This is a genomic window from Lawsonibacter faecis (genome assembly GCF_014287675.1).
GTDB lineage: Bacteria > Bacillota > Clostridia > Oscillospirales > Oscillospiraceae > Pseudoflavonifractor > Pseudoflavonifractor faecis.
Map to the genome: position 1 here is coordinate 61,685 of NZ_JACOPQ010000016.1, position 26,568 is coordinate 88,252.

Annotated in this window: 20 protein-coding genes; 5 read left to right on the forward strand and 15 right to left on the reverse strand. The window is 63.0% G+C overall.

The genetic code is table 11. The features are described from left to right. Positions 1-10: 10 nt before the first annotated feature. From H8S62_RS16015 to H8S62_RS16075, 13 genes are all read right to left on the reverse strand, one after another. Positions 11-1,318 carry an acetyl-CoA carboxylase biotin carboxylase subunit gene (locus H8S62_RS16015; protein WP_186920260.1) on the reverse strand — a complete coding sequence of 436 codons (1,308 nt, stop codon included), beginning with the start codon at positions 1,316-1,318 and terminating at the stop codon, positions 11-13. Between the two features lie 3 nt (positions 1,319-1,321). After that, complete coding sequence (locus H8S62_RS16020; protein WP_155146832.1) at positions 1,322-1,738, reverse strand: 3-hydroxyacyl-ACP dehydratase FabZ family protein; 417 nt, start codon at positions 1,736-1,738, stop codon at positions 1,322-1,324. A gap of 604 nt (positions 1,739-2,342) precedes the next feature. Further along, a complete protein-coding gene (gene accB, locus H8S62_RS16025) occupies positions 2,343-2,774 on the reverse strand; it encodes an acetyl-CoA carboxylase biotin carboxyl carrier protein (protein WP_186920261.1) in 432 nt (143 codons plus the stop codon). Positions 2,775-2,776: 2 nt separating this feature from the next. Further along, on the reverse strand, positions 2,777-4,012 hold the full coding sequence (gene fabF / locus H8S62_RS16030; protein ID WP_155146837.1) for a beta-ketoacyl-ACP synthase II: 1,236 nt from the start codon (positions 4,010-4,012) through the stop codon (positions 2,777-2,779). A 145-nt stretch (positions 4,013-4,157) separates the two neighbouring features. Continuing rightward, positions 4,158-4,895: a 3-oxoacyl-[acyl-carrier-protein] reductase gene (gene fabG, locus H8S62_RS16035; protein WP_186920262.1), complete on the reverse strand. Its 738-nt coding sequence runs from the start codon at positions 4,893-4,895 to the stop codon at positions 4,158-4,160. Beyond that, complete coding sequence (locus H8S62_RS16040) at positions 4,892-5,806, reverse strand: ACP S-malonyltransferase (RefSeq protein WP_186920263.1); 915 nt, start codon at positions 5,804-5,806, stop codon at positions 4,892-4,894. Before H8S62_RS16040 ends, fabG begins: the two co-directional genes overlap by 4 nt. Continuing rightward, a complete protein-coding gene (locus H8S62_RS16045; RefSeq protein ID WP_186920264.1) occupies positions 5,794-6,741 on the reverse strand; it encodes a nitronate monooxygenase in 948 nt (315 codons plus the stop codon). The genes H8S62_RS16040 and H8S62_RS16045 overlap by 13 nt, the downstream gene beginning before the upstream one ends. Further along, positions 6,741-6,965: an acyl carrier protein gene (locus H8S62_RS16050; RefSeq protein WP_155146845.1), complete on the reverse strand. Its 225-nt coding sequence runs from the start codon at positions 6,963-6,965 to the stop codon at positions 6,741-6,743. Before H8S62_RS16050 ends, H8S62_RS16045 begins: the two co-directional genes overlap by 1 nt. A 106-nt stretch (positions 6,966-7,071) precedes the next feature. Next, positions 7,072-7,944 carry a DegV family protein gene (locus H8S62_RS16055; protein WP_186920265.1) on the reverse strand — a complete coding sequence of 291 codons (873 nt, stop codon included), beginning with the start codon at positions 7,942-7,944 and terminating at the stop codon, positions 7,072-7,074. A gap of 136 nt (positions 7,945-8,080) precedes the next feature. Continuing rightward, positions 8,081-8,662: a TetR/AcrR family transcriptional regulator gene (locus H8S62_RS16060; protein WP_186920266.1), complete on the reverse strand. Its 582-nt coding sequence runs from the start codon at positions 8,660-8,662 to the stop codon at positions 8,081-8,083. 138 nt (positions 8,663-8,800) lie between these two features. Beyond that, entirely contained in the window at positions 8,801-11,893 is a 3,093-nt protein-coding gene (locus tag H8S62_RS16065; RefSeq protein ID WP_186920267.1) for a glycoside hydrolase family 3 C-terminal domain-containing protein, read from the reverse strand. A 12-nt stretch (positions 11,894-11,905) separates the two neighbouring features. Continuing rightward, the gene (locus H8S62_RS16070) at positions 11,906-13,252 is read right to left on the reverse strand and encodes an ATP-binding protein (RefSeq protein WP_186920268.1); all 1,347 of its coding nucleotides are present in this window, start codon (positions 13,250-13,252) and stop codon (positions 11,906-11,908) included. Continuing rightward, the gene (locus H8S62_RS16075) at positions 13,252-13,962 is read right to left on the reverse strand and encodes a LytR/AlgR family response regulator transcription factor (protein WP_155146857.1); all 711 of its coding nucleotides are present in this window, start codon (positions 13,960-13,962) and stop codon (positions 13,252-13,254) included. Before H8S62_RS16075 ends, H8S62_RS16070 begins: the two co-directional genes overlap by 1 nt. 258 nt (positions 13,963-14,220) lie before the next feature. Here H8S62_RS16075 and H8S62_RS16080 point away from each other — a divergent pair, with 258 nt between their 5' ends. Together H8S62_RS16080 and H8S62_RS16085 are read left to right on the forward strand one after the other, a co-directional pair. Further along, complete coding sequence (locus tag H8S62_RS16080; protein ID WP_186920269.1) at positions 14,221-16,719, forward strand: glycoside hydrolase family 3 N-terminal domain-containing protein; 2,499 nt, start codon at positions 14,221-14,223, stop codon at positions 16,717-16,719. Positions 16,720-16,795: 76 nt separating this feature from the next. Then, the gene (locus H8S62_RS16085) at positions 16,796-19,657 is read left to right on the forward strand and encodes a glycoside hydrolase family 3 C-terminal domain-containing protein (RefSeq protein ID WP_186920270.1); all 2,862 of its coding nucleotides are present in this window, start codon (positions 16,796-16,798) and stop codon (positions 19,655-19,657) included. A 113-nt stretch (positions 19,658-19,770) separates the two neighbouring features. Here the strand turns inward: H8S62_RS16085 and H8S62_RS16090 are convergent, their stop codons facing one another. Beyond that, the gene (locus tag H8S62_RS16090; RefSeq protein ID WP_186920271.1) at positions 19,771-20,013 is read right to left on the reverse strand and encodes a hypothetical protein; all 243 of its coding nucleotides are present in this window, start codon (positions 20,011-20,013) and stop codon (positions 19,771-19,773) included. A gap of 348 nt (positions 20,014-20,361) precedes the next feature. On the opposite strand from H8S62_RS16090, the gene H8S62_RS16095 reads away from it, so the two are divergent. Beyond that, positions 20,362-22,527 (forward strand): UvrD-helicase domain-containing protein, encoded by a 2,166-nt coding sequence (locus H8S62_RS16095; RefSeq protein ID WP_173023901.1) that lies wholly within the window; start codon positions 20,362-20,364, stop codon positions 22,525-22,527. 106 nt (positions 22,528-22,633) lie between these two features. Here the strand turns inward: H8S62_RS16095 and H8S62_RS16100 are convergent, their stop codons facing one another. Continuing rightward, positions 22,634-23,491: an SIS domain-containing protein gene (locus H8S62_RS16100; protein WP_173023900.1), complete on the reverse strand. Its 858-nt coding sequence runs from the start codon at positions 23,489-23,491 to the stop codon at positions 22,634-22,636. Between the two features lie 318 nt (positions 23,492-23,809). On the opposite strand from H8S62_RS16100, the gene H8S62_RS16105 reads away from it, so the two are divergent. Continuing rightward, positions 23,810-25,183 carry an FAD-dependent oxidoreductase gene (locus H8S62_RS16105; RefSeq protein ID WP_155146865.1) on the forward strand — a complete coding sequence of 458 codons (1,374 nt, stop codon included), beginning with the start codon at positions 23,810-23,812 and terminating at the stop codon, positions 25,181-25,183. A 63-nt stretch (positions 25,184-25,246) separates the two neighbouring features. Then, the gene (locus H8S62_RS16110; RefSeq protein ID WP_155146867.1) at positions 25,247-26,530 is read left to right on the forward strand and encodes a citrate transporter; all 1,284 of its coding nucleotides are present in this window, start codon (positions 25,247-25,249) and stop codon (positions 26,528-26,530) included. Positions 26,531-26,568: the final 38 nt, after the last annotated feature.

Genomic DNA, 26,568 nt, shown 5'->3' on the forward strand with positions numbered 1-26,568 from the left:
GGCCGTCACCTCATTTCTTGAAAAAATCCAGGTTATAGGAGCCGTCCATAAAGGACGGGGCGCTGACGATGTCGATCTGCTGCTCCACGTTGTTGGGCACGCCGTCGATGACCAGCTCGCACAGCGCCGCGTTGAGCTTGCGCAGGGTCTCCTCCCGGGTGGAGGCGAAGACCACCAGCTTGCCCAGCAGGGAGTCGTAGTAGGGCGGGACGGTCATTCCGTTCATGAGGAAGGTGTCGAACCGGACGAAGGGCCCGCCGGGGACGTGGAGGAAGGTCACCTTGCCGGGGGAGAGGGCGTTGATGCGGCACTCGATGGACACGCCCTTGAAAACCACGTCCTCCTGGGTGAAGCCCAGGGGCACCCCCGCCGCCACGCGGATCTGCCACTTCACCAGGTCGATGCCGGTGAGCTGCTCGGTGACAGTGTGCTCCACCTGGAGTCGGACGTTCATCTCCATGAAGTAGAAGCTCCCGGTTCTGGCGTCCAGCAGGAATTCCATTGTTCCGGCGTTCACGTACCCGATGGCCTTGGCCGCCGCGACGGAGATCTCCATGAGCTTTTCGCGGGTTTCCGGGGAAACGGCAGGGGAGGGAGTCTCCTCCACCAGCTTCTGGTTGCGATGCTGGATGGAGCAGTCCCGCTCTCCCAGGAAGACCACGCTGTGGGCCTCGTCGGCCAGGAGCTGGACCTCCACATGGCGGGCGGGGCTGATGAATTTCTCCATGTACACCGCGCCGTCGCCGAAGGCGGCCTCCCCCTCGGCCTGAGCGGCGAAGAAGGCGTTCTCCAGCTCGTCGGGGCGGCTCACCAGCCGGATGCCCCGGCCGCCGCCGCCCGAGCGGGCCTTGATCATCACCGGGTAGCCGATGGCATCGGCCCCCGACCTGGCGGCGTTCAGATCCTCCAGAATGCCTGTGCCGGGGATGACGGGCACGCCGGCGCCGGCCATCAGGTCCTTGATTTTAGCCTTGTCGCCCACCACGTCCATGAGCTCGGGGGGCGGGCCGATGAAGGTCACGCCGCTGCGCTGGCAGAGGCGGGCGAACTCGGCGTTCTCCGAGAGGAAGCCGTATCCGGGGTGGATGGCCTGGGCCCCGGTCACGATGGCCGCGCTGAGGATGCGCGGGGCATTGAGGTAGCTGTCGGCCGCGTCGGCCGCGCCGATGCAGATGCTCTGGTCGGCCAGGGCCACATGGAGGGCGTCGGCGTCGGCGGTGGAGTAGACCGCCACCGTGCTGATGCCCATCTCCTTGCAGGCCCGGATAATCCGCACCGCGATCTCGCCCCGGTTGGCAATCAGGATTTTGGAAAACATCTCCTACCCCTCAATCAGCGCGAAGGAAAATTCGGCCTTGACGGACAGCTTGCCGTCCACATAGCCCTCCCCCTCCGCGAAGTAGAAGGGCTTCTTCACCCTGGTGAGCTTACAGCGGCTCTCAAAGGTATCCCCCGGCTTGACCGGGGACTTGAAGCGCACATTGTTCATGCTGGTAAAATAGGGCGTGGCCCCCTGGGGCAGCTGCTCCCCCAGCAGGACGCAGGTGGCCTGGGCCATCATCTCACAGAGGACGACGCCGGGGACCACGCTGTTGCCGGGAAAGTGGCCCTGGAGGAACCACTCGTCCCCCCGGACATGGTAGCGCCCCACGGCGGTCTCGCCGTCCACCTGGGCCTCCTCCACCAGGAGCATATTGTCCCGGTGGGGCAGGAGCTTCTTGATCTCTTCTTGATTCATACGGACCTCCAATAAATAGAGAGGCTCACCCTGCCTCCCTTATGAAGGGAGGTGCCCCAGTGCGCACACTGGGGCGGAGGGTTCAAGGCTCGCCCCTTGGGGAGAGCTGTCGGCGAAGCCGACTGAGAGGGGGGCGCGCCCTTCGGGGACGGGGGAAACGCCCTCCGGGGGCCTACTTTCCAGCGAGGGAAAGTAGGCAAAGCTCGCCGGGGGCGGCTCACGGACATTTTCAATGTCCTACCCCGCCTCCCCCGGTCCCCCCAAAGGATGCGTCCATGGCGGCGGCACGGTTTTCGATAGGTCGCAAAACTTGGCAGCAGCTACTCGCCGAATCGACCGCAGTGTGTCGTTACTAACGGCGCGTCCCACGCGCCCGCCGAGCGAATGTTACCCGGCAGGACCTTGATAGTAGCTGCGTTTGAATTGGTGCTCAAAAGGCCGCCGTCGGTGCGGTGGGGGTCTGTCCTGGGGGGCTTGTGGTAACCCCTGCGCACGGCCCAATGAGGGCGTCGGGCCCACTTGGCCCCTTACTAAGGGGGCTCCCGCCGGAGGCGGTGGGGGATTCCACCGCGACCGCCGCACCCCGCAATCCGCTTCCCCCGTCTTACGCCCGGCGGAAGCGGAACAGGATGTGGTCGAAGTCCACAACCTGGTTATCGCCCACGCAGACCTCTTCGATAACGCCGTCGCACTCGGCGGTGATCTCGTTCATCAGCTTCATGGCCTCGATGATACAGAGCACGTCGCCCTTCCTCACAGCGTCCCCGGCCTTGACGAAGGGGGGCTCGTTGTCCTTGGGGCTGGAGTAAAAGACGCCTACCATGGGGGAGCGGATTTCCGTCACACTGTCATTTGAAACTGTGGCGGCGCTCTCCGCCTGAGGCGGACGGACGGGGCTGACGGGGGCCATAGCTGGCACCGCGGCGGCGAAGCTGCGCTCCAGGCGCAGGGTCGCGCCGTTCTCGGTGACCTCCAGGCCGGTTAGGTCCAGCTCCCGCATAAGGCCGGCGTATTTACGGATGTCGATGTCTTCCATACTCAATGCACCTTTCGGAACGCCAGGCAGGCGTTGTGCCCGCCGAAGCCCAGGGAGTTGGAGAGGGCCAAGTCCGCCTGGGCGGTCCGGGCGGTGAGGGGGACGCAGTCCAGGTCGCACGCGGGGTCGGGCTCCTTGAGGCCCACGGTGGGGGGGATGAGTCCCTCCTCCAGGGCCTTGATGCAGACGATGGCCTCCGCCGCGCCCGCCGCGCCCAGCATGTGGCCGGTCATGGACTTGGTGGAGCTCACCATGGCCCGCGCCGCCGCGTCGGCGCCCATGGCCTGCTTGATGGCGAGGGTCTCGGCCACGTCGTTGAGGGGGGTGCCGGTGCCGTGGGCGTTGATATAGACGCGCTCGCCGTCTTGCCAGCCCGCCTCGGCCATGGCGTCCGCCATGGCGCGCTTGCCGCCCTCGGCGTCGGGCCGGGGGGCGGTGATGTGGTAGGCGTCGCAGGTGGAGCCGTACCCGCACAGCTCCGCGTAGATGTGCGCGCCACGGGCCTTGGCGTGCTCGTACTCCTCCAGCACCAGCGCGCCCGCACCCTCGCCGATGACGAAGCCGGAGCGGCGGGAGTCGAAGGGCAGGGAGGCCGCGTCCGGGTCCTCGGCGGTGGAGAGGGCCTGCATGTTGATGAAGCCCGCCACGCCGCAGGGGTTCACGCTGGCCTCGGCCCCGCCGGTGATCATGGCGTCGGCGTAGCCGTGGCGGATACACCGCAGGGCCTCGCCGATGGCGTTGGCCCCCGAGGCGCAGGCGGTGACGGCGGGCAGGGCCGCGCCCTTGCAATTAAAGCGAATGGCGATCATGCCCGCGGCCATATTGGCGATGAGCATGGGGATAAAGTAGGGGGACACCCGGCGGGGGCCGCGCTCCATGAGCTTGGTGTGCTCCGCGGTGAAGGTGTCGATGCCGCCGATGCCGGTGCCAAAATAGACGCCCACACGCTCGGGGGCATAAGCGCCCAGGAAGCCGCTCTGCTCCACGGCCTGGCAGGCCGCGCCCATGGCGTACTGGGCGTAGAGGTCGCTGCGCAGGGTCTCGGCCTTCTCCATATAGGCGCGGGGATCGAAGTCCCTGACCTCGGCGGCCAGCTTGGCTTTATAGTCGGCGGTGTCGAACCGGGTGATGGGGCCGATGCCGTGGCGGCCGTGGGTCAGGGCGTCCCAAAAAGAATTGAGGTCGTTGCCCACCGGGCTCACGACGCCCATGCCGGTCACTACTACTCGTCTTGTCATGGTTTGATTCCTTTCTGTTCAGGAACGATAAAAACGGGGCGGAGTGGAGGCCGCAGCCTCACAGAGTTTCCGCCGGACGCGGAAATCAAATGGAAATCCGTGCGCAGAAGGACATGTTCCTTCGGAGCACACCGATGCCCCTGGACTACATGCACATGCCGCCGTCGATGCGGATGACTTCGCCGGTGATGTAGTCGGAGGCGGGAGAGGCCAGGAAGGCGGCCAGCTCGGCAACCTCCTCGGGCTGTCCGGCCCGGCCCAGGGGGATGGCGGAGAGGAGGGGGCTGCCCTCCAGGTCCCGGGTCATCTCGGTCTGAATAAGGCCGGGGGCGATGGCGTTGCAGCAGACGCCGCGGGAGGAGAGCTCCTTTGCCACGGATTTGGTGAGGCCGATGAGCCCCGCCTTGGAGGCGGAGTAGTTGGCCTGGCCGGAGTTACCTGAGAGGCCAACCACGGAGCTGATGTTGATAATCTTGCCCCGGCGCTGGCGCATGAAGATGGGGGTGCAGTGGCGGATGAGGTTGAATGCGCCCTTGAGGTTGGCGTCCAGCACCGCGTCAAACGCCTCCTCACCCATCATGGCGATGAGGCCGTCCCGGGTGATCCCGGCGTTGTTCACCAGAATGTCGATGGTCCCGAAGCCGGCCTTGACCGCACCCACCGTCTCCTTGACGGCGGCGAAGTCGGCCACGTCGCACTGGCAGGCCAGGGCTTTCACGCCCAGGCACTCCAGCTCGCCGCAGACGGCCTGGGCAGCGTCGGTGCGCCCCGCGTAGACGATGGCGACGTTGGCCCCCAGGGAGGCCAGCTTCAGGGCGATGGCCCGGCCAATGCCCCGGGAGCCGCCGGTGACGACGGCGGTCCTGCCGGTCAGTACGCTCATGCGCCCACCTCCTTCAGCGTCTCGGCCAGGGTGTCGGCGTCCTCCACCCGGAGGGTGCGCACGCCGGAGAGGGTCTTGCTGATGAGGCCGGTCAGGGTGCTGCCCGGCCCCAGCTCAATAAAGGTGTCCACGCCGTTTGCCGCCATGTGCTCCACGATGGACTGCCAGCGGACAGGGCTTACAATCTGCTTTTGCAGCAGCGCGGCGAAATCCCCTTCGTAGGGAAGTCCCGTGCAGTCGGAGTAGAGGGGGACCGCCGGGGAGGCAAATTCCACCGCAGTCAAATCGGCGGCGAAGCCCTCGGCGGCGGCGGCCATAAAGGGGGAGTGGAAGCCGCCCTTCACCCGCAGGGGGATGGCCCGGCCGCCCGCGGCCTTGACTGCGGCCTTGAAGGCGTCCATCTCGGCCTTGGCGCCGGAGACGGCGATCTGGCCGGGGCAGTTGTAGTTTACAGGGTAGACCTGCTGATAATTCCCGCAGAGGGCCTCCAGCGCGTCGGGCGCCATGCCCACCACGGCGGCCATGGCGCTCTCAGCGCGTTCGGCGGACTCCTGCATGAGGGCCCCCCGGCGGATGACCAGCCCCAGCCCCGCCTCAAAGGAGACAGCGCCGGACGCGGCCAGGGCCGCCAGCTCCCCCAGGGAAAAGCCCGCCATGGCGTCTGCGCTTATCCCCGCCTCCCGGAGGGCGGCGTAGGCGGCCATCTCCACGGTGTACATACAGGGCTGGGTATTGCGGGTCTCGGCCAGCGCCTCCGCCGTGCCGCTGAAGCACATATCGGCGGTGCCGGGGCGGATGGCGTCCGCCCGGCGGAAAACTTCCGCGGCGGCGGCGCTGCATTCACACAGGGTCCTGCCCATGCCGGGGTACTGTGCGCCCTGGCCCGCGAAGACAAAGGCTACCTGACCCATCTGCCCGCCCCTTTCAGCACGTCCTCCGCCTCGGTAAACATCTCTCGGATGATTTCGGCGGCGGGCTGTTCCCTGCGCACCATGCCGGCAATCTCACCCGCCAGGAAGCAGCCGTTCTGGAGGTCGCCTTCCACCACGGCCAGCCGCAGCGCCCCGGTGCCCATGGCCTCCAGCGCCTCGTCGGAGACGGAGGAGTCGTACTCGGCCTTGAAGTAGGCCCGGGCGAAGCTGGTCTTGAGGCTGCGCACCGGATGGCCCAGCCGCTTGCCGGTGGTCATGGTGGCGATGTCGTTGGCCTTGAGAATCTTCTCCTTATAGGTGGGGTGGATGGAGCACTCGTGGGCGGAGAGGAAGCGGGTCCCCACCTGGACGCCCGCGGCCCCCAGCATGAAAGAGGCCGCGACGCCCCGTCCGTCGGCAATGCCGCCCGCCGCCAGGACGGGCAGATCGGTGGCGTCACACACCTGAGGCACCAGCACCATGGTGGAGAGCTCGCCGATGTGGCCGCCGCTCTCGCCGCCCTCGGCGATGACGGCGCTGGCCCCGGCACGGGTGACCAGCTTGGTCATGGCCACGGAGGGGACCACGGGGATGACCTTGATACCAGCGCCCAGCCACTGTTCCATAAACCTGGAGGGGTTGCCCGCGCCGGTGGTGACTACCGCCACCTTCTCCTCGGTACAGACGGCGGCCACCTCGTCGGCGAAGGGGCTGAGCAGCATGATGTTCACGCCGAAGGGCTTTTTCGTGAGGGCGCGGACGACGGAGATCTGCTCCCGGACGAAGCTGCCGGGGGCGTTGCCCGCGCCGATGATACCCAGGCCGCCCCCCTCGGAGACGGCGGCGGCCAGAGCGCCGTCAGCCACCCAGGCCATGCCGCCCTGGAAGATGGGGTACTCGATCCCCAGCAGGTCGCAAAGAGGCGTCTTGACCATTATTTCTGCACCAGGGGCTCGACGAAGTCCACCAGCTCGCCCACGGTGCTGACCTTCGCCGTCAGCTCAATCTCGCAGTCCAGCTTATCCTCCAGCTTCATCACCAGCTCCACGGTGTCCAGGGAGTCCACGCCCATCTCGGCGAAGGTGGTGTCACGGGTGATCTCGGAAGCGTCGCAGTCGTTGTGCTCGGCCAGCAGCTCGGCAATTGCATCGAAAACCATAGTAAAGTCCTCCAAAATTTAAATTCAGTTTGTTTTATTTACACCGGCAGGGCCGGAGTAAAGCATATCGGGGCGTCCTACAGGACGGGGGCGCGGCGCCTCTGCGTCAGCGCTTCTCCCCCAGGAAGAAGAGCGCCAGGGTCCCGGGGCCGGAGTGAGCACCGATAACCGGTCCCACGGGGTTGACGGTCACGCGGCGGGGCCGCAGCCTTGCCCGGACCATATCGGCCAGCAGGCCGGCATCCCCGGGGCAGTCCCCGTGGCTGATGAAAACGGTCTGGCCGAAGGCGGGTGAGGCGGTGGCCTCCGCCTTGTCCACCAGGGCCCGCATGGCCGCCTTGCGGCCCCGGACCTTCTCGGCTCCCACCAGACAGCCGTACTCGTCCACCCGGAGAATGGGCTCCACGTGGAGCCGGGCCCCCACCGCGCTGTTGTCCGGCGCGGCGCGGCCGCCCCGCTTGAGGTAGCGGGGGTCGTCCACGGTGAACCAGTGGCAGATATGGCGGCTGCGCTCCTCGGCAAAGGCGGTCAGCTCGTCCAGGCTGGCCCCCTCGTCCCGCCGCTCGGCGGCCAGATAGGCCAGAAGCCCCTGCCCCAGAGAGGCGCAGCGGGTGTCCACGCAGCGGATGGCCCGCTCCGGGTACTGCTGGGCCAGCATGGACGCGGCGGCCAGGGAGTTTTGAAACGTGCCGCTGAGGGCGGAGGAGAAGCTCAGAAAAAGAATGTCCGCCCCGGCGGTCAGGATGGGCTCCATATAGGTGCGGAAGGTCTCCACATTGACGGCCGACGTATAGGCCGTCCGCCCCTGGCGGAGCAGTGCGTAGAAGTACTCGGTGCTGATCTCCCGCCCGTCCAGATAGTTGCGGTAGCTCTCGCCGCCCACGCTGAAGGTCAGCGGAATGACCTGGAGCTTCAGCTCCTCCGCCAAGTCAGCGGGCAAATCGCAGGACGAATCGGTCAGAATCACATAGCCGGCCAAGCCGTCACCTCCCAGATAATCAAAAAACCGGTATAGGTTATCACTGATAACCTATACCGGCATATTGTAATCGCGGCCCCCTGTTTTGTCAATCCTTTTCTTTCCAATTGATAACGCAGGGGGCATATTTTGGTCATTATGCCAAATCAAATTCCCGCTCAATGGCGTAGGCCACCAGGGCCATATTCTCGTCGTTATAGTCCAGCTCCCCGTTATCAAACATCAGGGCGGCGCCGTAGATGAGGGAGCGGACCACATAGGTTTTCAGCCGCCTGGTCTGCTCCGACATGCCCGTTGAGCGGCAGTAGTCCTGAATGAGGCCCTGGGTGAGATTGCTGACCTGGCCCCGGGAGCGGCCCCGCCGCAGATCAAATTCATCATCCTTACCCATGATGATGGAGCGGAAGTGGGGGTTCTCCACCAGAAAGCGGACGTACTCCAGGCTGACCTCCGCCAGCTGCCGCCGGGAGCCGGTGGGGTATTTCTTCAGCACCTTTTCCTTGCGCTCTTTCCAGAGGGAGTCGATATAGTCCACAATGGCGGCCAGAAAGGCCGGCTTGTCCTCAAAGTGCTTGTAGGGCGCGGCGCAGGACACGCCGCAGGCGTTGGCCACCCGGCGGACGGAAAAGTTCTGAATGCCGTTTTGATTGATATCGTCAATGCCCGCCAGCAAAAGCTGTTCGCGGATGCCGCGCCCTCCGTGCCGCGTCTCTTCCATTGAAAACCACACCTTTATTCCCTCATACTCAGTCTGAATCTCTTGTAAACGACTGCAAACAACCGCGGGGCGCTTGTTTGGCAGATATGATTATACATGTTTTTTGCGGGCAAGGAAAGGGGCAGTTGTATGGGTGCGCTACCTCCGGTAGCGATGGGGATTTTTGCGCTCGTCCCGGGCCCTGAGGACCAGCCAGGCGGACAGGGCGGCCGTCAGCACGGCCGCTGCGCCGTCGAACACGAGGAGGCCCACCGCCCAGGGTGACAACGCGTACTGGATGATGGAGCCGGGGGCGGCCCCCTGGGTCAGGTTGGAATTGACCGTCACATAGCAGATATTTTTGACGGCCTCCCGCAGAAGACCCTGCCCGGTGGGGGACTCGGCATCTTGTACGGTCGCCCTGGCCCCGTTGGGGGTGGACATGAGGGCGTCGCAGCCGGCGCGGAGCATCATATCGATGCGGCCGGCATTGCTGTTCAGATTCATGTCGGAGATGACCGCCCCCTGGAAGCCCCACTCCTCCCGGAGCACCTGGGTCAGCAGCTCGTAGCTGGCGGACGTCCAGCAGGCGCCCACGGCGCAGTCCGCCGTCATCACGAAGTCACCGGCCCGCATGGTCCTGGTCCGGGAGGTCCCCGCCTCGTCGGCAATATAGCGGATGGTCTTCCGCGCAGTGGTGAGGGCGATCTCGAAGGGCTTTAAATAGACCTCCCGCAGGGCCTGCTCGGTGAGCCACACCGCCGTGTGCGGGTTGCGGTGGCCCTCCGTGTCCATCAGGACCAGGTGCTTCACCGCACAGTAGACCCCCGCGTCCCCCGCGCCGGAGATGATTTGGGCGCCCAGATAGCCGGAGAGGACAGCGTCCTCGCTGAGATACTCGGCGGCCCGTCCGCCGAAGGGGGAGCGGTGCAGGTTGAGGCCGGGGGCATACCAGCCGTTGACCTCCGCCACCAGCGCCTCCTGGCCCACCATATAGCCCAGCTCGTACATGAGCGGCTTACTCCAGGTGGCTGCCATGACGGGGGCGGAGGGGTAGGCGCAGGTGCCGCTGAGCCAGTTGCGGCCAGCCTGGTCGGCCAGGGTGAGGCCCTGGGGGCCGTCCCGCTCCAGGGTCTCGGGCTTGCCGATGGCTTTCACGGCCCCGGTGTGGTAGGCGTCCTCAAAAAGACAGCGGCGCAGCTCCTCGGCGTCGGAGAAGGTGAGCTGGTTGAGCAGCAGGTCCCACATGGGATCGTAGTAGCTCTTGCCCCGCAGATCGGCCAGTACCATGCCGTTCTCCTCCCCAGTGAGGGGCGCTTCCGCCCGGTAGACCAGACTGCCCGGATTGTTGCCCAGGCGGCTGTCTGAGGCGTAGTCGTATTTGGCGGTGTCGTACGCCGCAATCCACTGCACCACTGTGTCCGAGGCGTTCCGGTCCTGGTCGGTGGGGGCGGTGGGCTGGGTCCCCGCCCAGTCCTTGCGGGAGAGGACGGTGACGCTGCTGACCGCCGGGTCGGCCATATAGGCGCTGAGCAGGCTAAACCGGTTGACGGCCGCCTGATAGGCCGCGCCGCTCCTGGCCGGGTAGCTGAGCACGCCGCCGTTCTGATCCAGAGGGGACTGGGCGCTGATCTCCGCCTGACGGGGATGGTCGTTGTCGTACCAGACGGTGGCCGGAGCATGGGCGGTCCGCTGGTCCAGCACGGTGTGGGAGTCGCTGCGCACGGAGAGAATATAGTCCCCCTCCTCCAGAACGTAGCACCCGGCGGTGCCGTCGCCGTTTCTGCGGGTGGAGCAGTAGGAGGCCATCGCCTCCCAGGGGACGGTGATCTCCACGTCCTCGTACTCCCCGGGGGCGATAGGTCCGGTCTTTTCAAACTGGAGGAGCACGACAGTGGGCTTTTCAATGTCGTAGTCCCGGTCAAACTGGGTGTAGGGCGTGGTGCAGTAGAGCTGCACCACGTCCTTTCCCGTATACCGGCGCCCCGTGTTGGTGACCCGCACCGTGACTGCAATCGACCCGCCGCTCTGGGAGAAGGAGAGAATCCGCTGGGAGAAGGAGGTATAGGAGAGCCCGTATCCGAAGGGGTATACGACGCCGTCCGTCCGGTTGTAGTAGTCTTGCAGAAAGCCCAGGTCGTACGCCGTCTCGTAGTACCGGTAGCCCAGGTAGACGCCCTCCTCATACTCGTGGAAGGGGGTGTTGGCGTTCTCCAGCACGTCGTAATTGCCCACCAGGGTGGTGTAGGCGTTGGCGTAGACAAAGCGGTCCGACCCGTCGTCGAAATTGGCGAAGGTAGGGTCACGGGTAAAGTCCGAGGGGTAGCAGTCCGGCAGCCGGCCGGAGGGGACCACCTCGCCCGCCAGGATGTCCCCCAGGCTCTCATAGCCGCCGCTGCCCGCCCCGCCGACCCAGAGGATGGCGTTTACGCCGCCGTCGTCCTCCAGCGCGGCAATCTGCATGGGTGCGGAGCTCTCCAGCACCACCACCACGCCGGCGCAGTGGGCCTTGGCAAAGTCCACCGCCGCCCGCTCCGCCGCCGTGAGGGCCAGCATATGGGGCGTGCCGTCGCTGTACGCGCCGGCGTGGGCGTCGGCGGACTCGCCGGTCCGGCGGCCCACGAAGACCACCCCCACCGTGCCCGCGCAGGCGGATTCCATGCCCCGGTAGAGGGCGCTGTCGAACTCGTAGATGACGCCCTCGCCGCCGTCCAGGGGGACGGCGGCGGTGACGCCGGGATTGCCGGCCGGGTCGGTCCCGGGCTCATACGCCTGGAGCAGCTTCTCCTCCAGAGCGGCGTTGATGCGCCCGAAGGCCCGGTGCAGACCCTCCTGAGCCGTGACCACATAGTCCGCGCCGGGGTCGATGGCGGAGGAGCCGGCGCCGCCGTAGTAGGGGTCCACATACCGCAGGCCGAAGGGGGAGATCTCCGCCGACGGGGAGAGGGGGAGCAGCCCGTCGTTCTTCAGCAGGACAATGCCCTCGTCGCTGACCGTCCTGGAGAGGGCGGCCGCGGCGGCCCTGGACTCTCTGGCGTTGGCATAGAGCCGGGGGTAATAGGTCCTGTCCCACCCGCCGGAGCCCTCCACCACGGTGATGGTCCGCGCTCCCCGGCCGAAATAGTCGTCCAGCGCCGCCGAGTTGGCCCACATCCCCGCCGATACGGTGAGGGTGAGGGCCAGCAGGAGCGCCATGGCGGGCGCCAGTCCCCGCCGCAGCGTTTTGGTGCTGATTTTCAAGCTCTTTTCCATGGGCGCGCCCCCTCAGGAGGTCCTGGGCGACTGCGCGGCCAGCCCCAGGGGGAAGAGAATGTTCAGGTTGAAGACGTGGTCCTTGGCGTCGAAGGAGATGCTGCCGCCGTACTTCTCCACGATCATCACCATGCTCTTCACGCCGAAGCCGTGGTAGTCGGTATCGGCGTTTGTGGTGACGGGCAGGCCGTCCTCCATCTGGACCTCGCCGCTGTAGTAGTTGTGGGAGTTGATGCTCAGAAGCTCCCCCTCGGCCTTAATGGTGATGCCGATGACCCGCATGTCCCGGTCCAGCTTGAGGACGGTCTGGATGGCGTTGTCGAGGAGGTTCCCGAAGAGGGAGTAGACGTCGGTGTCGCTCATAAAGCCCAGCTTTTCCCCGTCCACCATGTAGCTGATAAAAATATCGTTCTTGCCGCAGTAGAGGCTCTTCTCCGCGATAATGATATCCAGGGCCTGGTTGCCCGTCTTGACGATGGAGTCGTAGATGCTGATGGTGCTCTCAATTTCCCGCAGCGTCTCCTGGTCGATGGCCCCCTTCTTGCTGATGGAGTGTATCTGGTGCTTCATGTCGTGACACTTCATGTTGATGAGGTCGATGGTCTCCTTGGTGATGAGGAACTGCTTCTGCTCCTGGTGCCACATCTGGTAGACGATGCCCAGCTCGTTCTCCAGGGTCTTGCGCAGCAGCAGCTCAAACTGCATCACCAGCACCGAGACGCTGCAGATCACGTTGGTGATGGACGCGGCCATGTAGTAGGCCATATCGAGGCTCTCGTACTTGCGGTAGATGACGAAGGCGTTGAGCACAATCTCCACCAGCACCACCAGGACCAGCAGCGCCAGGAGGGAGGGACTCTTAATGGTGAGATCTTCGTTGCGCTTGATTCTGCGGCCCAGCAGGTGGTACATGCACCAGTACACCAGGGCGTAGACCTCCGCCAGAATGAGCATGTTCAGGGGCTTGATGGTGCTGGCCGCGGCGTCGGAGTACATCTGGGCGGCGTTGTCGAAGAGGCCCACGGTGATGACGATGTCGTAGAGCACGCTCGCGAGGTGCTGCACGCTGTACCCCGCCACGGTGCAGAAAATGCAGCTGCGCCAGTTGATGTCGTAGCAGGTTTTGGTGGTCAGGATGGTCAGCACGAAGAAGGTGAAGAACATGAAGGAGCTGTAGAGCGCATTATAGGCCAAAATGGGGAAGAAGAAGACGAACACAAAGCTGAACGCGGTACAGAGCGTGATGCGCACGCCGTAGCGGGGCTTTTTGTTCAGCCGGAAGAGGAACATGGTCTGGGCCGCGATCAGGTTGACCATGAACATGAGCTTGTACAAAAACAGGCTTGATACCTGGAGCATCAGATGCCACCCCCCAGATAGTCGTTGACCGCCTGGACAAAGGCCTTCTTTCTGGGGCGGCTGATCTGCAGCTCGTCTCCGTCCACCACCACGGTGTACCCGCGGATGGCGTAGACGTAGTTCAGGTTGACCAGGTAGCAGCTGTTGCAGCGGACGAACATCTTGCCGCTGAGGACCGACTCCACCTCCTTCAGGTTCCCGTAGGCCTTGATGGTGCCGTCGGTGGTGTGGTAGACCATCCTGTGGCCGGAGATCTCAATGTACTTGATCTGGGAGGACGCGATGCGGTAGAGCCCGTCGGCCATGGAGACCAGGACCTCCGTATCCCTGCGGGTACCCAGCTTGTTCAGCGCCCGCTGGAGCTTGAGGGCGAAGTTGGAGTAGCTCACCGGCTTCACCACGAAGTCGAAGGCGTCCACCTCATAGCCCCGGACGGCAAACTGGGCCATATTGGTCACAAAGATAATGGTGGTGGTCCTGTCCAGCTCCCGCAGGCGGACGGCGGCCTCCATGCCGTTGATCTTCGGCAGGGCGATGTCCATCAGGACCAGGTCATAGACGGGGCGGTACTTCTCCAAAAAAGGCTCCGCGCTCTCAAAATGGGTGATTTTAAAGTCCACGCCCTTCTCCGCGCCGAACCGGGAGAAGTACTCCTTCAGCGTGTCGGCCTCGGCGGGCGTATCCTCTACGATGGCGACCGTTCTAATCATGCTGCTCCACCTCTCCTGTTCCTCTTATCCTTAACACAGCATTATAACGAAAAACGGGCGGCTTGTCACGGCGCGGATGTGCAATTTGTGTATGGAAAACGACAGACTATGTTTTGCTATAGATTCTCCACTTTTTGCGTGGTATGCTACGGGCACAGACAGAGAAACACGCACCGGACGGAACAATTCGGCACGGGATACCGTTCCGCGGGCGGCGGGTTTCCGCGGCAAAGCAAAATTTGGAAGGGAGAATGAGAAATGAAGAAGCAGACAAAGCAGACCCTGGCGGCCCTCCTGGCCGGCGTGATGCTGATGGGGACCATCAGCGGCTGTACGCCCAGCGCCGACAATCCCTCCCCCAGCGGCAGCGGCCAGCCCGGGCCATCCGCCAGCGCGGGCGTCCCGTCCGGCCAGGTGGAGGAGCTGGGCTCCGGCACCGTGAAGTGGTCCGAGGAGAAGACAGCCGACGGCTGGATGAAGGTGACCAACGAGGGGGGCGCCACCCTGGGCTACTCCCCCGACTCCGGTGTGAAGCTTATTCAGGTGGACGGCTACGCCTTCAAGGATTTGAACCGAAACGGCGAGCTGGATGGCTATGAGGACTGGCGGCGTGGAGACGAGGAGCGGGCCGTGGATCTGGCTGGGAGGCTGTCTGCCGAAGAAATTGCCCCCATGCTGACGCAGGGCGGTTGGAGCTCCTTCGGCGGCACCATTGAGGGCAGCGACCTGGAGTACATCCAGGGCGGCGGGCGTGCCGGCACCAGCCGCAGCGCCGCAATGCCGGGCAACACCGCCAACGTGGCTGAGTGGGTGAACGCGCTCCAGGCCCTGTGCGAGGCCACCGGCGATTACGGCGTACCCGCCACCGTCAGCACCGACCCCACTACCATCTCCGGCATCGTGGGTCAGAATGCTCTGGCTGCCACCTTTGACACCGAGCTGGTCCACGAGATGGCTGTCAAGGCCTCCGAGCAGTACCGCGCCGTGGGTGTGACGATGCTCCTGGGACCTCAGATTGACCTGGCCTCCAACGCCATCTGGTTCCGTACCAGCGGTACCTACAGTGAGGACCCCGCCCTGAACCGCGATCTGGCTGCCGCCTACATCGACGGGATGCAGTCCACCTTTGACGAGAGCGGCAACGATCTTGGTTGGGGCGAGGACAGCGTGGTGACCATCGTCAAGCACTTTGTGGCTACCGGCGCTTCTGAGGGCGGTCGTGATGACCACTCCCAGTTGGGCAAGTACATGATATTCCCGGGCGATAACCTGGAAGCGCATATGATTCCCTTCTTTGACGGCGCGTTCAACCTGCCCGGCAAGACCGAAACAGCCACCGGCCTGATGCCCAGCTATGGTATTCTCTACGATGAATACAAAACCTACGGCGAGTTCGTGGGCAACGCCTTTAATGAGTTTACCTTGAATCTGCTCCGTGATAACGGCTTTGACGGCTTTATCGTCACCGACTGGGGAATCACTGGCGATGGCCGCTCCTTTGGTGTGGACGATATGACCGTGGCCGAGCGGTTTGCCGCACTGTACAAAGTGGGGAACGATCAGATCGGCGGCACCACCGATTTGGAGAATGCTGTTGAGGGTGCCAAACTGCTGCTGGAGGATATGGGCGAAGAGGAGGGCATCGCCCACCTGAGGGAGTCCGCACGCCGCTTCTTCACCATCCAAATGCATGTGGGCCTGTTTGACAACCCCTATGTCAGCAAGGAAAAGGCTGTCGCCACCGCGTACACTGACGAGGCCTATGACTTTGGCCGACAGACCCAGGAGGCCTCCATTGTGATGCTGAAGAACTCTGATGACACCATTCACGAATACGATCCCGCCGCTGAGAAAGCAACTGTCTACATCCCTTACGTCTACCAGAAGAGCGGCAGCAAACGCCTGGGCTATACCTTCAGCTGCAAGCCCTCGATGGATCTCGACTTGGCTGCCCAGTATTACAATGTGGTGACCGATACTCTTGGTGATCCCACCGGCACAGACAAGGACGGCAAGGCCGTCCATGTGGCGGAGGACATCATCCGAGCCAGTGCCGCCGACATCGCCGCGTGCGATTACGCCATCGTCAGTATGCGGGCACCCTTTGTCCAGTCAACCTATGATGAGGATAGCGGCCTGTGGCTGCCCGCCTCACTCCAGTATGAGCAGTACACCGCAAACGGCCCATCCGTGAAGCAGGAGACCGTGGCGGGCGACATGGTGAAGCAGGAAATTGACACCGGTGACTACGGCATGGTGACCCAGGACGTGAAGGAGAACCGCTCCTACTATGGCAATACGGCTGCCGTGGCCGATTCGTACAATGATTACGAGACCCTCCAGTACGTGCACAGTACGGTTTCCAACGAGTGCAAGGTCATCGTGGTGATGGACACCCTGATTCCTCTGGTCTGGTCCGAGGTAGAGCCCATGGCCGACGCCATTCTTCTCTGGTTCAATGGCTACGAGGGAGCAGTATTTGACCCCAATTGGTTCCAGCCTGAGGCTTTGATGAATATTATCACCGGCCAGGTGGAGCCCAGTGCCCTGTTGCCCTATCAAATGCCCAAGGACATGGACGATGCTGAGGGCCAGCTGGAGGACGTGCCCCGCGATATGGAGTGCTACACCGACTCCAAGGACAACACCTATGACTTCGGCTTTGGCATGAACTGGTCTGGCGTAATTTCCGACGAGCGTACCGCCAAATATTCCGCACCTGCCCTGACTGAGGTCGAGGCCGATATTCAGTATTAAGACCTGACCCAAAAACAGCAGAGGGCGGGAAATCCGCCCTCTGCTGTTTTTTCAATCGTGAGAAAGGTTGCTGAACATGGAAGAGAAGCATAAGAAATCCAAAATGAGCAACAAAAAATTCCTCTCCATCTGGATACCCGTCCTGGCGGTGGTGCTGATTCTGGCCGTCGGGCTGAACATCGCGAGCAGCATTTTCAGCGGCTATATGGACTTGTTCCTGGGCGGGGGAGAGGCCATCATCACCAGGACCGAGGGAAGCGAGGACTGGGACAGCGAGTATTACCCCCTGGATTATCAGGGCAAAAAGGAGGTCCAGGCCGCCGCCAACGCCCTGGTGGAGGAGCTTGAGGGCGAGGGCGTCGTGCTGCTGAAGAACAACGGCGCGCTCCCCCTGGCCCCTAAGTCCAAAATCACCCTTCTGGGCCGCTCCGCCGCCGACCCCGTCTACGGCGGCTCCGGCTCCGGCGCGGTCAAGCTGGACACGGTGGTCAACCTGAGGTCCGGCCTGGAGAACGCCGGGTTCCAGATCAACGGCGCGGTCTACGACCTCCTGGCCAAATTCGCCCCCACCAAGCCCAAGGGCGTCATCGCCATGGATAAGCCCGCCGACTCCTCCTACTATATCGGCGAGATGCCCGTCTCGGGCTACACCGCCGACGCCCGCTCCTCCTTCGCTTCCTACGGCGACGCGGCCGTCGTGGTCGTGGGCCGGGGCGGCGGCGAGGGCGGCGACCTGACCCGGGACATGAAGGGCTGGGACGACAATTATACCGACGGCCAGCACCAGCTTGAGCTGACGAAGGACGAAAAGGATATGCTCGCCCTGGCCAAGGAGCACTTCGACAAGGTCGTGGTCCTCATCAACGCCTCCTCCGCCATGGAGCTGGGCGTCCTGGAGGAGGACGCGGATATCGACGCCATCCTCTGGGTGGGCTCCCCCGGCCAGACCGGCTTCAACGCCGTGGGCGCGGTCCTCTGTGGGGACGTGAACCCCTCCGGCCGCACCGTGGACATCTATCCCGCCGACTTCACCAGGGACCCCGCCTTCGTCAACTTCGGCGACTACAAGTACTCCAATATCAGCAGGCAGAACGCCTCGGGCGACGGCTGCTTCGTCCAGTACGAGGAGGGCATCTACGTCGGCTACCGCTACTATGAGACCGCCGCCGCCGAGGGCTTCATCGACTACGGCGAGGCCGTGGTCTACCCCTTCGGCTACGGCCTCTCCTACACCGACTTCTCCTGGGAGGTGGCGGGCAGCCGCCTGGGCGGCGTGGACGGCAGCCTGGAGGTAGATGTGACCGTCACCAACACCGGCGCCGCGGCCGGTAAGGACGTGGTTCAGCTCTACTATACCGCGCCCTACACCAAGGGCGGCATCGAGAAGGCGGAGGTGGTCCTGGGCGACTTCGCCAAGACCGCCCTTCTGGAGCCCGGCGCGTCCGAGACGCTCACCCTCGCCATCCCCGTGGAGGACATGGCCTCCTACGACTACCTGGGCGAAAAGGCCTACGTCCTGGAGGCCGGGGACTACATTCTCTCCCTGCGCAGCGACTCCCACACCGTGAAGGCGGGCTGTGAAAACATCACCTACAACGTGGGCAGGACCGTGGTATACGGCGGCGGCGACCATCGCGCCAGCGACAAGGGTCCCGTTACCAACCAGTTTGACGACGTGACCGCGGGCGTCGCCGTGAACCTGTCCCGCGCCGACTTCGCCGGCACCTTCCCCACCGCCCCCACCGGGGAAGACTTTGAGGCCGGCGAGGCCGTCGCCGCGGGCTTCCAGGTCTACAGGGCCGCCGACCATGAGGACCCGGACGCCGTCATGCCCGCCACCGGCGATGAGAACGGCCTGAGCCTCATCGATATGCGCGGCCTTCCCTACGACGACAAGTCCTGGGGCCTGCTGCTGGACCAGCTCACCGTCAAGGACATGGCCAAGCTGATCCTCAACGGTATGTACGCCACCGTGGACCTGCGCTCCGTCGGCAAGCCCGCCACCGTGGACTTCGACGGCCCCGCGGGGATCAGCTCCTACATGACGAGCCTCAGCTCCACCGCTTATCCCTCCGAGGTGGTCATCGCCTCCACCTTTAACACCGGGCTGGTGTACCGCATGGGCGTGATGGTGGGCAACGAGGGCATCGCCAACAAGGTCACCGGCTGGTACGCCCCCGCCATGAACATCCACCGCTCGCCCTTCGGGGGGCGCAACTTCGAGTACTACTCCGAGGACCCCCTTCTCTCCGGCAGGATGGGCGCCGCCTGCGTGTCCGGTGCGTCCAGCAAGGGCATGTACTGCACCATCAAGCACTTCGCCGTCAACGACCAGGAGACCAACCGCATTAACAACGGCGTCGCCGTATGGGTCAACGAGCAGGCCATGCGGGAGATCTACCTCAAGCCCTTTGAGTATACTGTGAAGAACGCGGTCCAGACCATCAGGGTTATCACCGACGACCAGGGCACCGTATCCGAGGTGGATATGCCCGGCTGCACCGCCGTCATGAGCTCCTTCAACCGGATCGGGGCCACCTGGGCCGGAGGCTCCGTACCTTTGATGGACAACGTCCTGCGGGGCGAGTGGGGCTTCCGGGGCCTCGCCATCACCGACTTCGACCTCTACGACTATATGTACCCCGACCAGTCCATCGCCGCCGGCACCGACCTCATTCTCTCCACGGACGCCATGAAGAGCCTGGAGGACACGAAGAGCGCCACCGCCGTCTCCAACATGCGCGAGGCCTGCCACAACATCCTTTACACCGTGGCGCACTCCAACGCCATGAACGGCGTCGCCCCCGGCACCATCATCACCTACACCGACGCCCCCTGGGTCACCTACCGGCTGGTTATCGACGCGGCCGTGGGGGTCCTCTGGGCCGCCGCCCTGGCGTGGGTCGTGGTCCGGGTCAGGAAAAACAGGGCGCAGTAGACGCGCTTTGCACAAAAAGGCGGCATGAATTGCAAAAGACAAAAAAGAGGTCAGCCGGACGTTCAATCGTCCGGCTGACCTCTTTTTTGGGCCAGAAACACAGGAGCTATGTATTACGGCAGCAGTGCGAGAACGGCGCTCTTAAGCCTGTCCGGCGGGAGCTCGCAGATATTGAACATCTCCACCATCTTTGAAACCAGCGGTTCTTCGCAGGAGACATCCCCGAGATGAACCTGTACGCCGTTGGAGTTATGATAGTCGATTCCGTACGCGGTATACAGGATATTATCTTCACTGCGGCACTCTTCCCTTACCAGAGTGTAGAACTGAGCGTTCCCCTTCTCCACAATCGTCATCTTCCTTCAAACAGATTTTTATGTGTCATGACGGATATTTAGTATACACGCTTTGGATGAAAATGGAAACGGCAGACTTTCACAAAATTTTGACGATAGATTTGTATATAATCCCAAATTTGAGATATTATGTATAAATTTTGTGTCGAACTATGTTGAAACGTCGGATTTTTGATGGCGAAGGCAAAGCCGGGGGAGGTCGCCGGGCATCTTATAGAGGGCGGCGTTTTCGTGCACTTGATTTCTCCCTGAAATCAAGTACAATAAAGCCAGAGCGTTTTGCCGCGCGGTGCGCTGAGGGAGGCGCCGGACGTACCTGTGGACGGACGAGAGGAGGGAGGCGGCTAAGTGGAAGAGATACTGCTGAACCTGAACGGGGCCCAGCGGGAGGCCGTCACCTCCACGGAGGGCTTCGTCCGGGTCATCGCCGGCGCCGGGTCGGGCAAAACCCGGGCCCTCTCCCGGCGGTTTGCCTACCTGGTGAATGAGCTGGGCATTCTGCCCGGCAACATCCTGTGCGTCACCTTTACCAACAAGTCCGCCAATGAGATGCGCCAGCGCATCCACAACCTGACCGGCGACAACGACACCGGCTATATCAACACCTTCCACGGCTTCTGCGTGTCCATCCTCCAGGAGGACAGCCATGCGGTGCAGTACCCCAAGAGCTTTCTGGTGCTGGACAACTCAGACGTGGACGCCATGCTGAAAATCATTTATGAGGAGCGGGGATTGACCCTGCGGGACATGACGTTCAGCAAGGCCAGGGACATGATTGAAATCCGCAAGACCCAGAAGAACCCGGACTACTATCTGGACATGATTACCATGTCTCTGGACACGCTGCGCCGGAAGTACGAGGAGGCGGACAACGCCGGCGACATCATCTTCTACGGCTATCTTTACCAGGAGAAGAAATGCTTCGGGCTGGACTACAACGACCTTATCAAATTCTCGCTTTATATCTTTGCGCAGAACGAGGCCATCCGCCTGAAGTGGCAGAAGCGGCTGGAGTACATCATGATCGACGAGTTTCAGGACATCGACGCGCTCCAGTACAGGCTGATGGAGGTGCTGTGCGGCTACCACGGGAATCTGTTTATCGTGGGGGACCCGGATCAGACCATCTATACCTGGCGGGGGGCCGACGTGCGGTATCTGCTGGAGTTTGAGAGGGCGTTTCCGAAGGTGAAGACCATCATGATGATGGAAAACTACCGCTCCACGCCGCAGATTCTCGCGGCGGTCAACTCCCTCATCGGCAAGAACAAAAACCGCATCGATAAGGACCTGCTGCCGACCCTGCCGTCCGGCGCTCCGGTGGTCTGCCACCACGCGGCAACCTCCGAGGCCGAGGCGGCGTGGATGGCCGGGCAGATCCAGGCGCTGAGGGCGGCTGGCGCGGAGTACCGGGACATCACCGTCCTCTACCGCGCGCACTACATTACCCGGGCTGTCGAGGAGGTGTTCCTCCGGGCGGAAATCCCCTATACCATCTACAGCGGCGTGCAGTTTTTCGGCCGCATGGAGATTAAGGACGCCCTCAGCTACCTGCGGATGATCGCCTACAAGGACGACCTCTCCTTTCTGCGTGTGGCAAATGTGCCAAGGCGCAATCTGGGCGAGCGGCGCATGAAGTTTCTGCGGGAGTACGCGGCCGAGAGGCGGTGCTCCCTCTACGAGGCGCTGCGCCGCAGTCTTGAAGACGAGATATTCAAGGGGACGAAGGCGGCGCAGTTTGCCGCGCTGGTGGAGTCCTTCTCCGCCGACTACGCCCAGCGGCCCATCTCAGAAGTGCTCTCCGCCGTTCTCAACGAGAGCGGATATGAGAAGATGCTCCGCACCGAGGGGAGCCAGGAACGGCTGGACAACCTGGCGGAGCTGAAGCAGTCCGTCTACGAGTACGAGACCTCCTGCGGGGAGGAGAGCACCCTGGAGCACTATCTGGCCCATGTGGCCCTCTTCACCAACAGCGACGCGGAGGACGCCCGCGACAAGGTGAAGCTGATGACCGTCCACACCGCCAAGGGCCTGGAATTCCCCTATGTGTTTCTGTGCGCCATGAACGAGGGGATTTTCCCCTCCAGGAAGACGGGCACCCTCCAGGCCATGGAGGAGGAGCGCCGGCTGGCTTTCGTGGCCATGACCAGGGCGGAAAAGGGCCTCTTTCTCTCCGAGGCGGAGGGCCGGAACTTCGACGGCTCGCCCCGCTACCCCTCGCGCTTCCTGCTGGACATCGACCCGGGGCTTCTGGCCTATACCGAAAAGCCCCGGGACGGGCTGATCGCCGAGGCCCGTGACTACATCGCCATGAGCGGACGCTGTCTGGGTGAGGACGCCGCCCGGCCGCTCTTTTCCCCCGGACAGCGGGTAAAGCACAGCATTTTCGGCCTTGGCACGGTGGTGGACGCAGACCGGTCCAAGGGGGCGCATATCGTCCAGTTTGACGACATGCCCACGCCCCGCGCCATCTCCTTCCGGGCGAGGCTGGAGGAGGCGCAGGGAGCACGATAAAAGTCCGGCACGGCATGAGGGACGGCGTGCCGGATTGCGGCAGAAAAAACGGGAGCCCCCCGGGACAGCTTCAAGCTGTCCCGGGGGGCTCCCGTTTTTTCGTCAGTTAAAATTCAAAAAAGTAATTGTCGGCGGTCTGCTGGCTGTTGAGGATTGCGTCGCTGCTCAGCCGCTTGCGCTTGAGAGCCTTGTCGCTCTCCAGCAGCACGCAGTAGAGCACGTCGGTCACATAGAGGAACATGAGGTTATTGGAGATGGAAACCGAGTTCTGTGTGGTGATCTTGTCGCTGATGATGAACTTGTAGTCCACCAGACTGGCCAGCTTGGGGGAGTCGTAGCTGGTGATGGAGAGAACTTCCGCACCCTTGTCCTTACAGGCGGCCAGCGCATGGTAGAGGTCCCGCACCAGAATGGTAGGGGCGATGACGATCACCAGATCCTCCGGCCCCACGTTGCCCGCGCAGACCCGGATGTCGCTGATGTCGGTAAGGGCCTTGACAAACAGGCCCACCATACTCAGCTTGAACTCCAGCTCCCGGGCGACGAACGCCGTATAGGCCAGGCCGAAAATGTAGACGTGCCGGGCTTGGCGGATGGCGGCGGCGGCCTGGACCACGCTGTCCTCGTCCAGCATGGCGGTGGTGTTTACCAGCATATGCCGGTAGTCCCTGCTCACAGTGGCCACAAAGCCCTCCTGGGCGCCGCTGTCGGACTGATCCTTCATGGAATTATAGAAATTTTCCTGTGCCAGAGCAATCTTAAAGCTATTGAAGCCCTTGAAACCAATCTTTTTACAGAAACGGTTGATGCTGGCCTCGGAGGTATTGGTGGTTTTGGCGATTGCGGTGATGGTGCTGGAGACCACCGTTTCCGCGTTGTTGATGACATACTGGGCGATTTCGTTCTCGCTCACCGTCAGGCTCTGCTGCATGGAGATAATTTTAGCGACGACTGCGGAGACCACGGGCGTCCCTCCTTTTCGGGCCGTTAAGCTAGTGTTTAAAATATACCACACAATGGTAGAAAAAGCAATGAAAGCGGCGGGGAATGGCAGATTTTGTGCAATGTCAATAAATCAAAAACTTTCAAATTGTATAAAAATTATTTTCAAATAGGTTGACTGTTTATGAAAATGATGTTATTATTCACAATAGAAAACACCGGAATACAAAAGAAATTTGTGCTGAAATGACAGCGGTAGTGAAAAATATTTTCAGAGATAAAGAATTAAGTGAAAACTAAACCAATTCTTTCGGAAATTTTGAAAGAGGGAGGCGCGGAGATGGGAACTGTGCTCTATGACGAAACCTACGGCGTAATCGTGGCGGGAGGGGGCGTGTCAGGCTGTGCCGCCGCACTGGCCGCCGCAAGGAACGGAGCGTCGGTCCTGGTGGTGGAGCGGGACGGCTATCTGGGCGGCACGCTGACCGGCTGCGGCGTGGGCCCCATGATGACCTTCCACGCGGGGGAGAAGCAGGTCATTCGGGGCATTATGGAGGAGCTGGTACAGGAACTGGTCCGACGGGGGTACTCCACCGGCCATGTGCCCGACACCAAGCAGTACACCAGCACCATCACACCCTTCGACGCGGAGGGTCTCAAGCTGGTCCTGGACGAGAAGCTGCGCTCTGCGGGGGTGAAGGTCCTGTTCCACACCTTCCTCGGCGCGGTGGAAACGGCGGACGGCGAGATCAGGAGCCTGACGCTCTGCAACAAGGACGGGCTGAACAGGGTGTCCGCCAAGGTGTACATAGACGCCACCGGCGACGGTGACGTGGCCGCATGGGCCGGGGCCCCCATGACCAAGGGCCGCCCGGAGGACGGCGCGGCCCAGCCCATGACCATGAAGATGAAATACTGCGGCGTGGACACGGCCAGGCTGAAGGCCTACGTCCTCTCTCACCCGGAGCGGTTTGGGAAGCTGGCACCGCACTTTGCGCTTTTCGAGCGGGACATCCCCTTCGATCTGGAGGGCTTCGACGAGGAGTTCCGGCGCTCGAAGGAGGAGGGAAAGCTCTCCATCCGGCGGGAAAATGTGCTGATGTTCGGCACGGGACGGCCCGGCGAGTACATCCTCAACACCACCCGCATCGTGGGCTGCGACGCCACCGACGCCTGGAGCCTGAGCGACGCGGAGCTGGAGGGCCGCCGACAGTGCGCCGAGCTGGACGCATTCCTGAGAGAACATGTGCCCGGCTTTGAAGCTGCCATGGTGGAGTTCACCGGTCCCACGGTGGGCGTCCGGGGCTCACGGCAGCTCGTGGGGAGGCACGTCCTCACGGCGGAGGACATCCTGACGCGCAGGACCTTCCCCGATACCATCGCCCACTCGGGCTACCCCATCGACATCCACAACCCCAGCGGCGAGGGTACGGCCAGCACCTTCATGAGCGAGCCGGGCACCTACTACTCCATCCCCTACTCCGTCATGGTGTGCGACGCTCTGCGCAACCTCCTGGTGACGGGGCGCTGCGTCTCCGCCACCTTCGAGGCACAGGCCGCCATCCGCACCACTCCCACCGTGGGGGCCCTGGGCCAGGCGGCGGGCACGGCGGCGGCCATGGCCGCCGGAGGGGACGGCGACGTGCGGACGGTGGATATCCCCACCCTGCGCGCTGCCCTCTCACGGCAGGGCGCCTGGCTGGAAGAGGCGTAAATCCGGTCCTTCGGCGGCGCGGCCGCCTGGGAATAGAAGAAAGAAAATGAGGAGGATTCAGTTATGCAAATCGCACAGGCAATCGGCATATTTCTAATCTTCGCAATCTGCGTTGTCCTGATGATGACACGCAAGCTCCCCACCATCCTGGCACTCCCCATCATGGCCATCGGCATCTCTCTGGTGGCCGGCATCCCGTTCATCTCCTCCACCGCGGACTTCACCATCGCAAACGACGTCCTGGAAGCGGGCGCCATGCGGATGAGCACCGCCATCGCGGGACTTATCTTCGGCGGCTGGTTCGGCAAAATCCTGACCAAGGTCGGCGTCACCCGCACCATCATCCGCAAGGCCGCCGAGCTGGCCGGCGACAAGCCCCTGCCCATCGCGCTGGCCTTCCTGGTGGTCTGCTCTCTCATCTTCGCGGCCTCCAACGGCCTGGGCATGGTCATCCTGGTCGGCACCATCATCATTCCCATCATGATCTCCGCCGGTGTGGACCCCATCACCGCCGGCTCCGTGCTCCTCTTCTCCAACGGCATCGGCGTCACCTTCAGCGTGGGCACCCTGGGCGTGTACATCGACACCCTGGGCCTCCCCCTGGAGACCGTCACATCTTACTCCTGGCTGTGCGGCATCCCCCTGATGGTGGTGGCCGTGGCCTGGATTGTGTTCTCCATCAAGCGCGGCTCCAGAGTGCGTAAGGCCTGGGCCATGCCCGCAGCCGAGACCGGCAGCGAGAAGAACGTCCGCGCAATCGCCCTCATCAGCCCCATTATCCCCGTGGTCCTCGTCTTCGCCCTGAAGATGCCCCTGGTGCCCTCCATCCTCATCGGCATCGTGGTCACTCTCATCCTCTCCACCCCGAAGAACGCCGTCCAGGTCGTGACCGGCGCCTTCGTGGAGGGCATTCAGGATACCGCCGGCGCGGCGGCCCTGATGATCGGCATCGGCATGACCCTGAAGGCCGTTATGGCGCCCCAGGTGGCCGAGGTGCTCCAGCCCGTCATCTCCGTCATCATCCCCCAGAACCAGATTATGTTCATCCTGGTCTTCGGCCTGCTGAGCGTGCTGGCCATCTACCGCGGGCCTCTGAACGTCTGGGGCCTGGGCAGCGGCATCGTGGCCCTGCTGGCCGCCTCCGGCATGAACCCCATCGCCGCCATGGTGGCCCTGCGGCTGGATTCCAACGTACAGGCCGTCTGCGACCCCACCAACTCCCACAACGTCTGGGTGAGCGATTTCACCAAGGTGGACGTGAACGAGTACCTGAAGAAGACCATCCTCTGGATTATGGTCTCCACCTTCGTGGGACTCATCGTCGCCAGCTTTATGGTTTCCATCTGATATCGAGCATATCTGCCGGCCCCTTGCCCGGTCCCGCT

Coding starts and splice junctions, on each gene's coding strand:
- H8S62_RS16075 (WP_155146857.1), bottom strand. CDS start 13,962: ATGATTAGAACGGTCGCCATCGTAGAGGATACGCCCGCCGAGGCCGAC.
- H8S62_RS16110 (WP_155146867.1), top strand. CDS start 25,247: ATGCAAATCGCACAGGCAATCGGCATATTTCTAATCTTCGCAATCTGC.
- H8S62_RS16020 (WP_155146832.1), bottom strand. CDS start 1,738: ATGAATCAAGAAGAGATCAAGAAGCTCCTGCCCCACCGGGACAATATG.
- H8S62_RS16080 (WP_186920269.1), top strand. CDS start 14,221: ATGAAGAAGCAGACAAAGCAGACCCTGGCGGCCCTCCTGGCCGGCGTG.
- fabG (WP_186920262.1), bottom strand. CDS start 4,895: ATGAGCGTACTGACCGGCAGGACCGCCGTCGTCACCGGCGGCTCCCGG.
- H8S62_RS16070 (WP_186920268.1), bottom strand. CDS start 13,252: ATGCTCCAGGTATCAAGCCTGTTTTTGTACAAGCTCATGTTCATGGTC.
- H8S62_RS16065 (WP_186920267.1), bottom strand. CDS start 11,893: ATGGAAAAGAGCTTGAAAATCAGCACCAAAACGCTGCGGCGGGGACTG.
- H8S62_RS16050 (WP_155146845.1), bottom strand. CDS start 6,965: ATGGTTTTCGATGCAATTGCCGAGCTGCTGGCCGAGCACAACGACTGC.
- H8S62_RS16090 (WP_186920271.1), bottom strand. CDS start 20,013: ATGACGATTGTGGAGAAGGGGAACGCTCAGTTCTACACTCTGGTAAGG.
- accB (WP_186920261.1), bottom strand. CDS start 2,774: ATGGAAGACATCGACATCCGTAAATACGCCGGCCTTATGCGGGAGCTG.
- H8S62_RS16105 (WP_155146865.1), top strand. CDS start 23,810: ATGGGAACTGTGCTCTATGACGAAACCTACGGCGTAATCGTGGCGGGA.
- fabF (WP_155146837.1), bottom strand. CDS start 4,012: ATGACAAGACGAGTAGTAGTGACCGGCATGGGCGTCGTGAGCCCGGTG.
- H8S62_RS16045 (WP_186920264.1), bottom strand. CDS start 6,741: ATGGTCAAGACGCCTCTTTGCGACCTGCTGGGGATCGAGTACCCCATC.
- H8S62_RS16060 (WP_186920266.1), bottom strand. CDS start 8,662: ATGGAAGAGACGCGGCACGGAGGGCGCGGCATCCGCGAACAGCTTTTG.
- H8S62_RS16015 (WP_186920260.1), bottom strand. CDS start 1,318: ATGTTTTCCAAAATCCTGATTGCCAACCGGGGCGAGATCGCGGTGCGG.
- H8S62_RS16040 (WP_186920263.1), bottom strand. CDS start 5,806: ATGGGTCAGGTAGCCTTTGTCTTCGCGGGCCAGGGCGCACAGTACCCC.
- H8S62_RS16085 (WP_186920270.1), top strand. CDS start 16,796: ATGGAAGAGAAGCATAAGAAATCCAAAATGAGCAACAAAAAATTCCTC.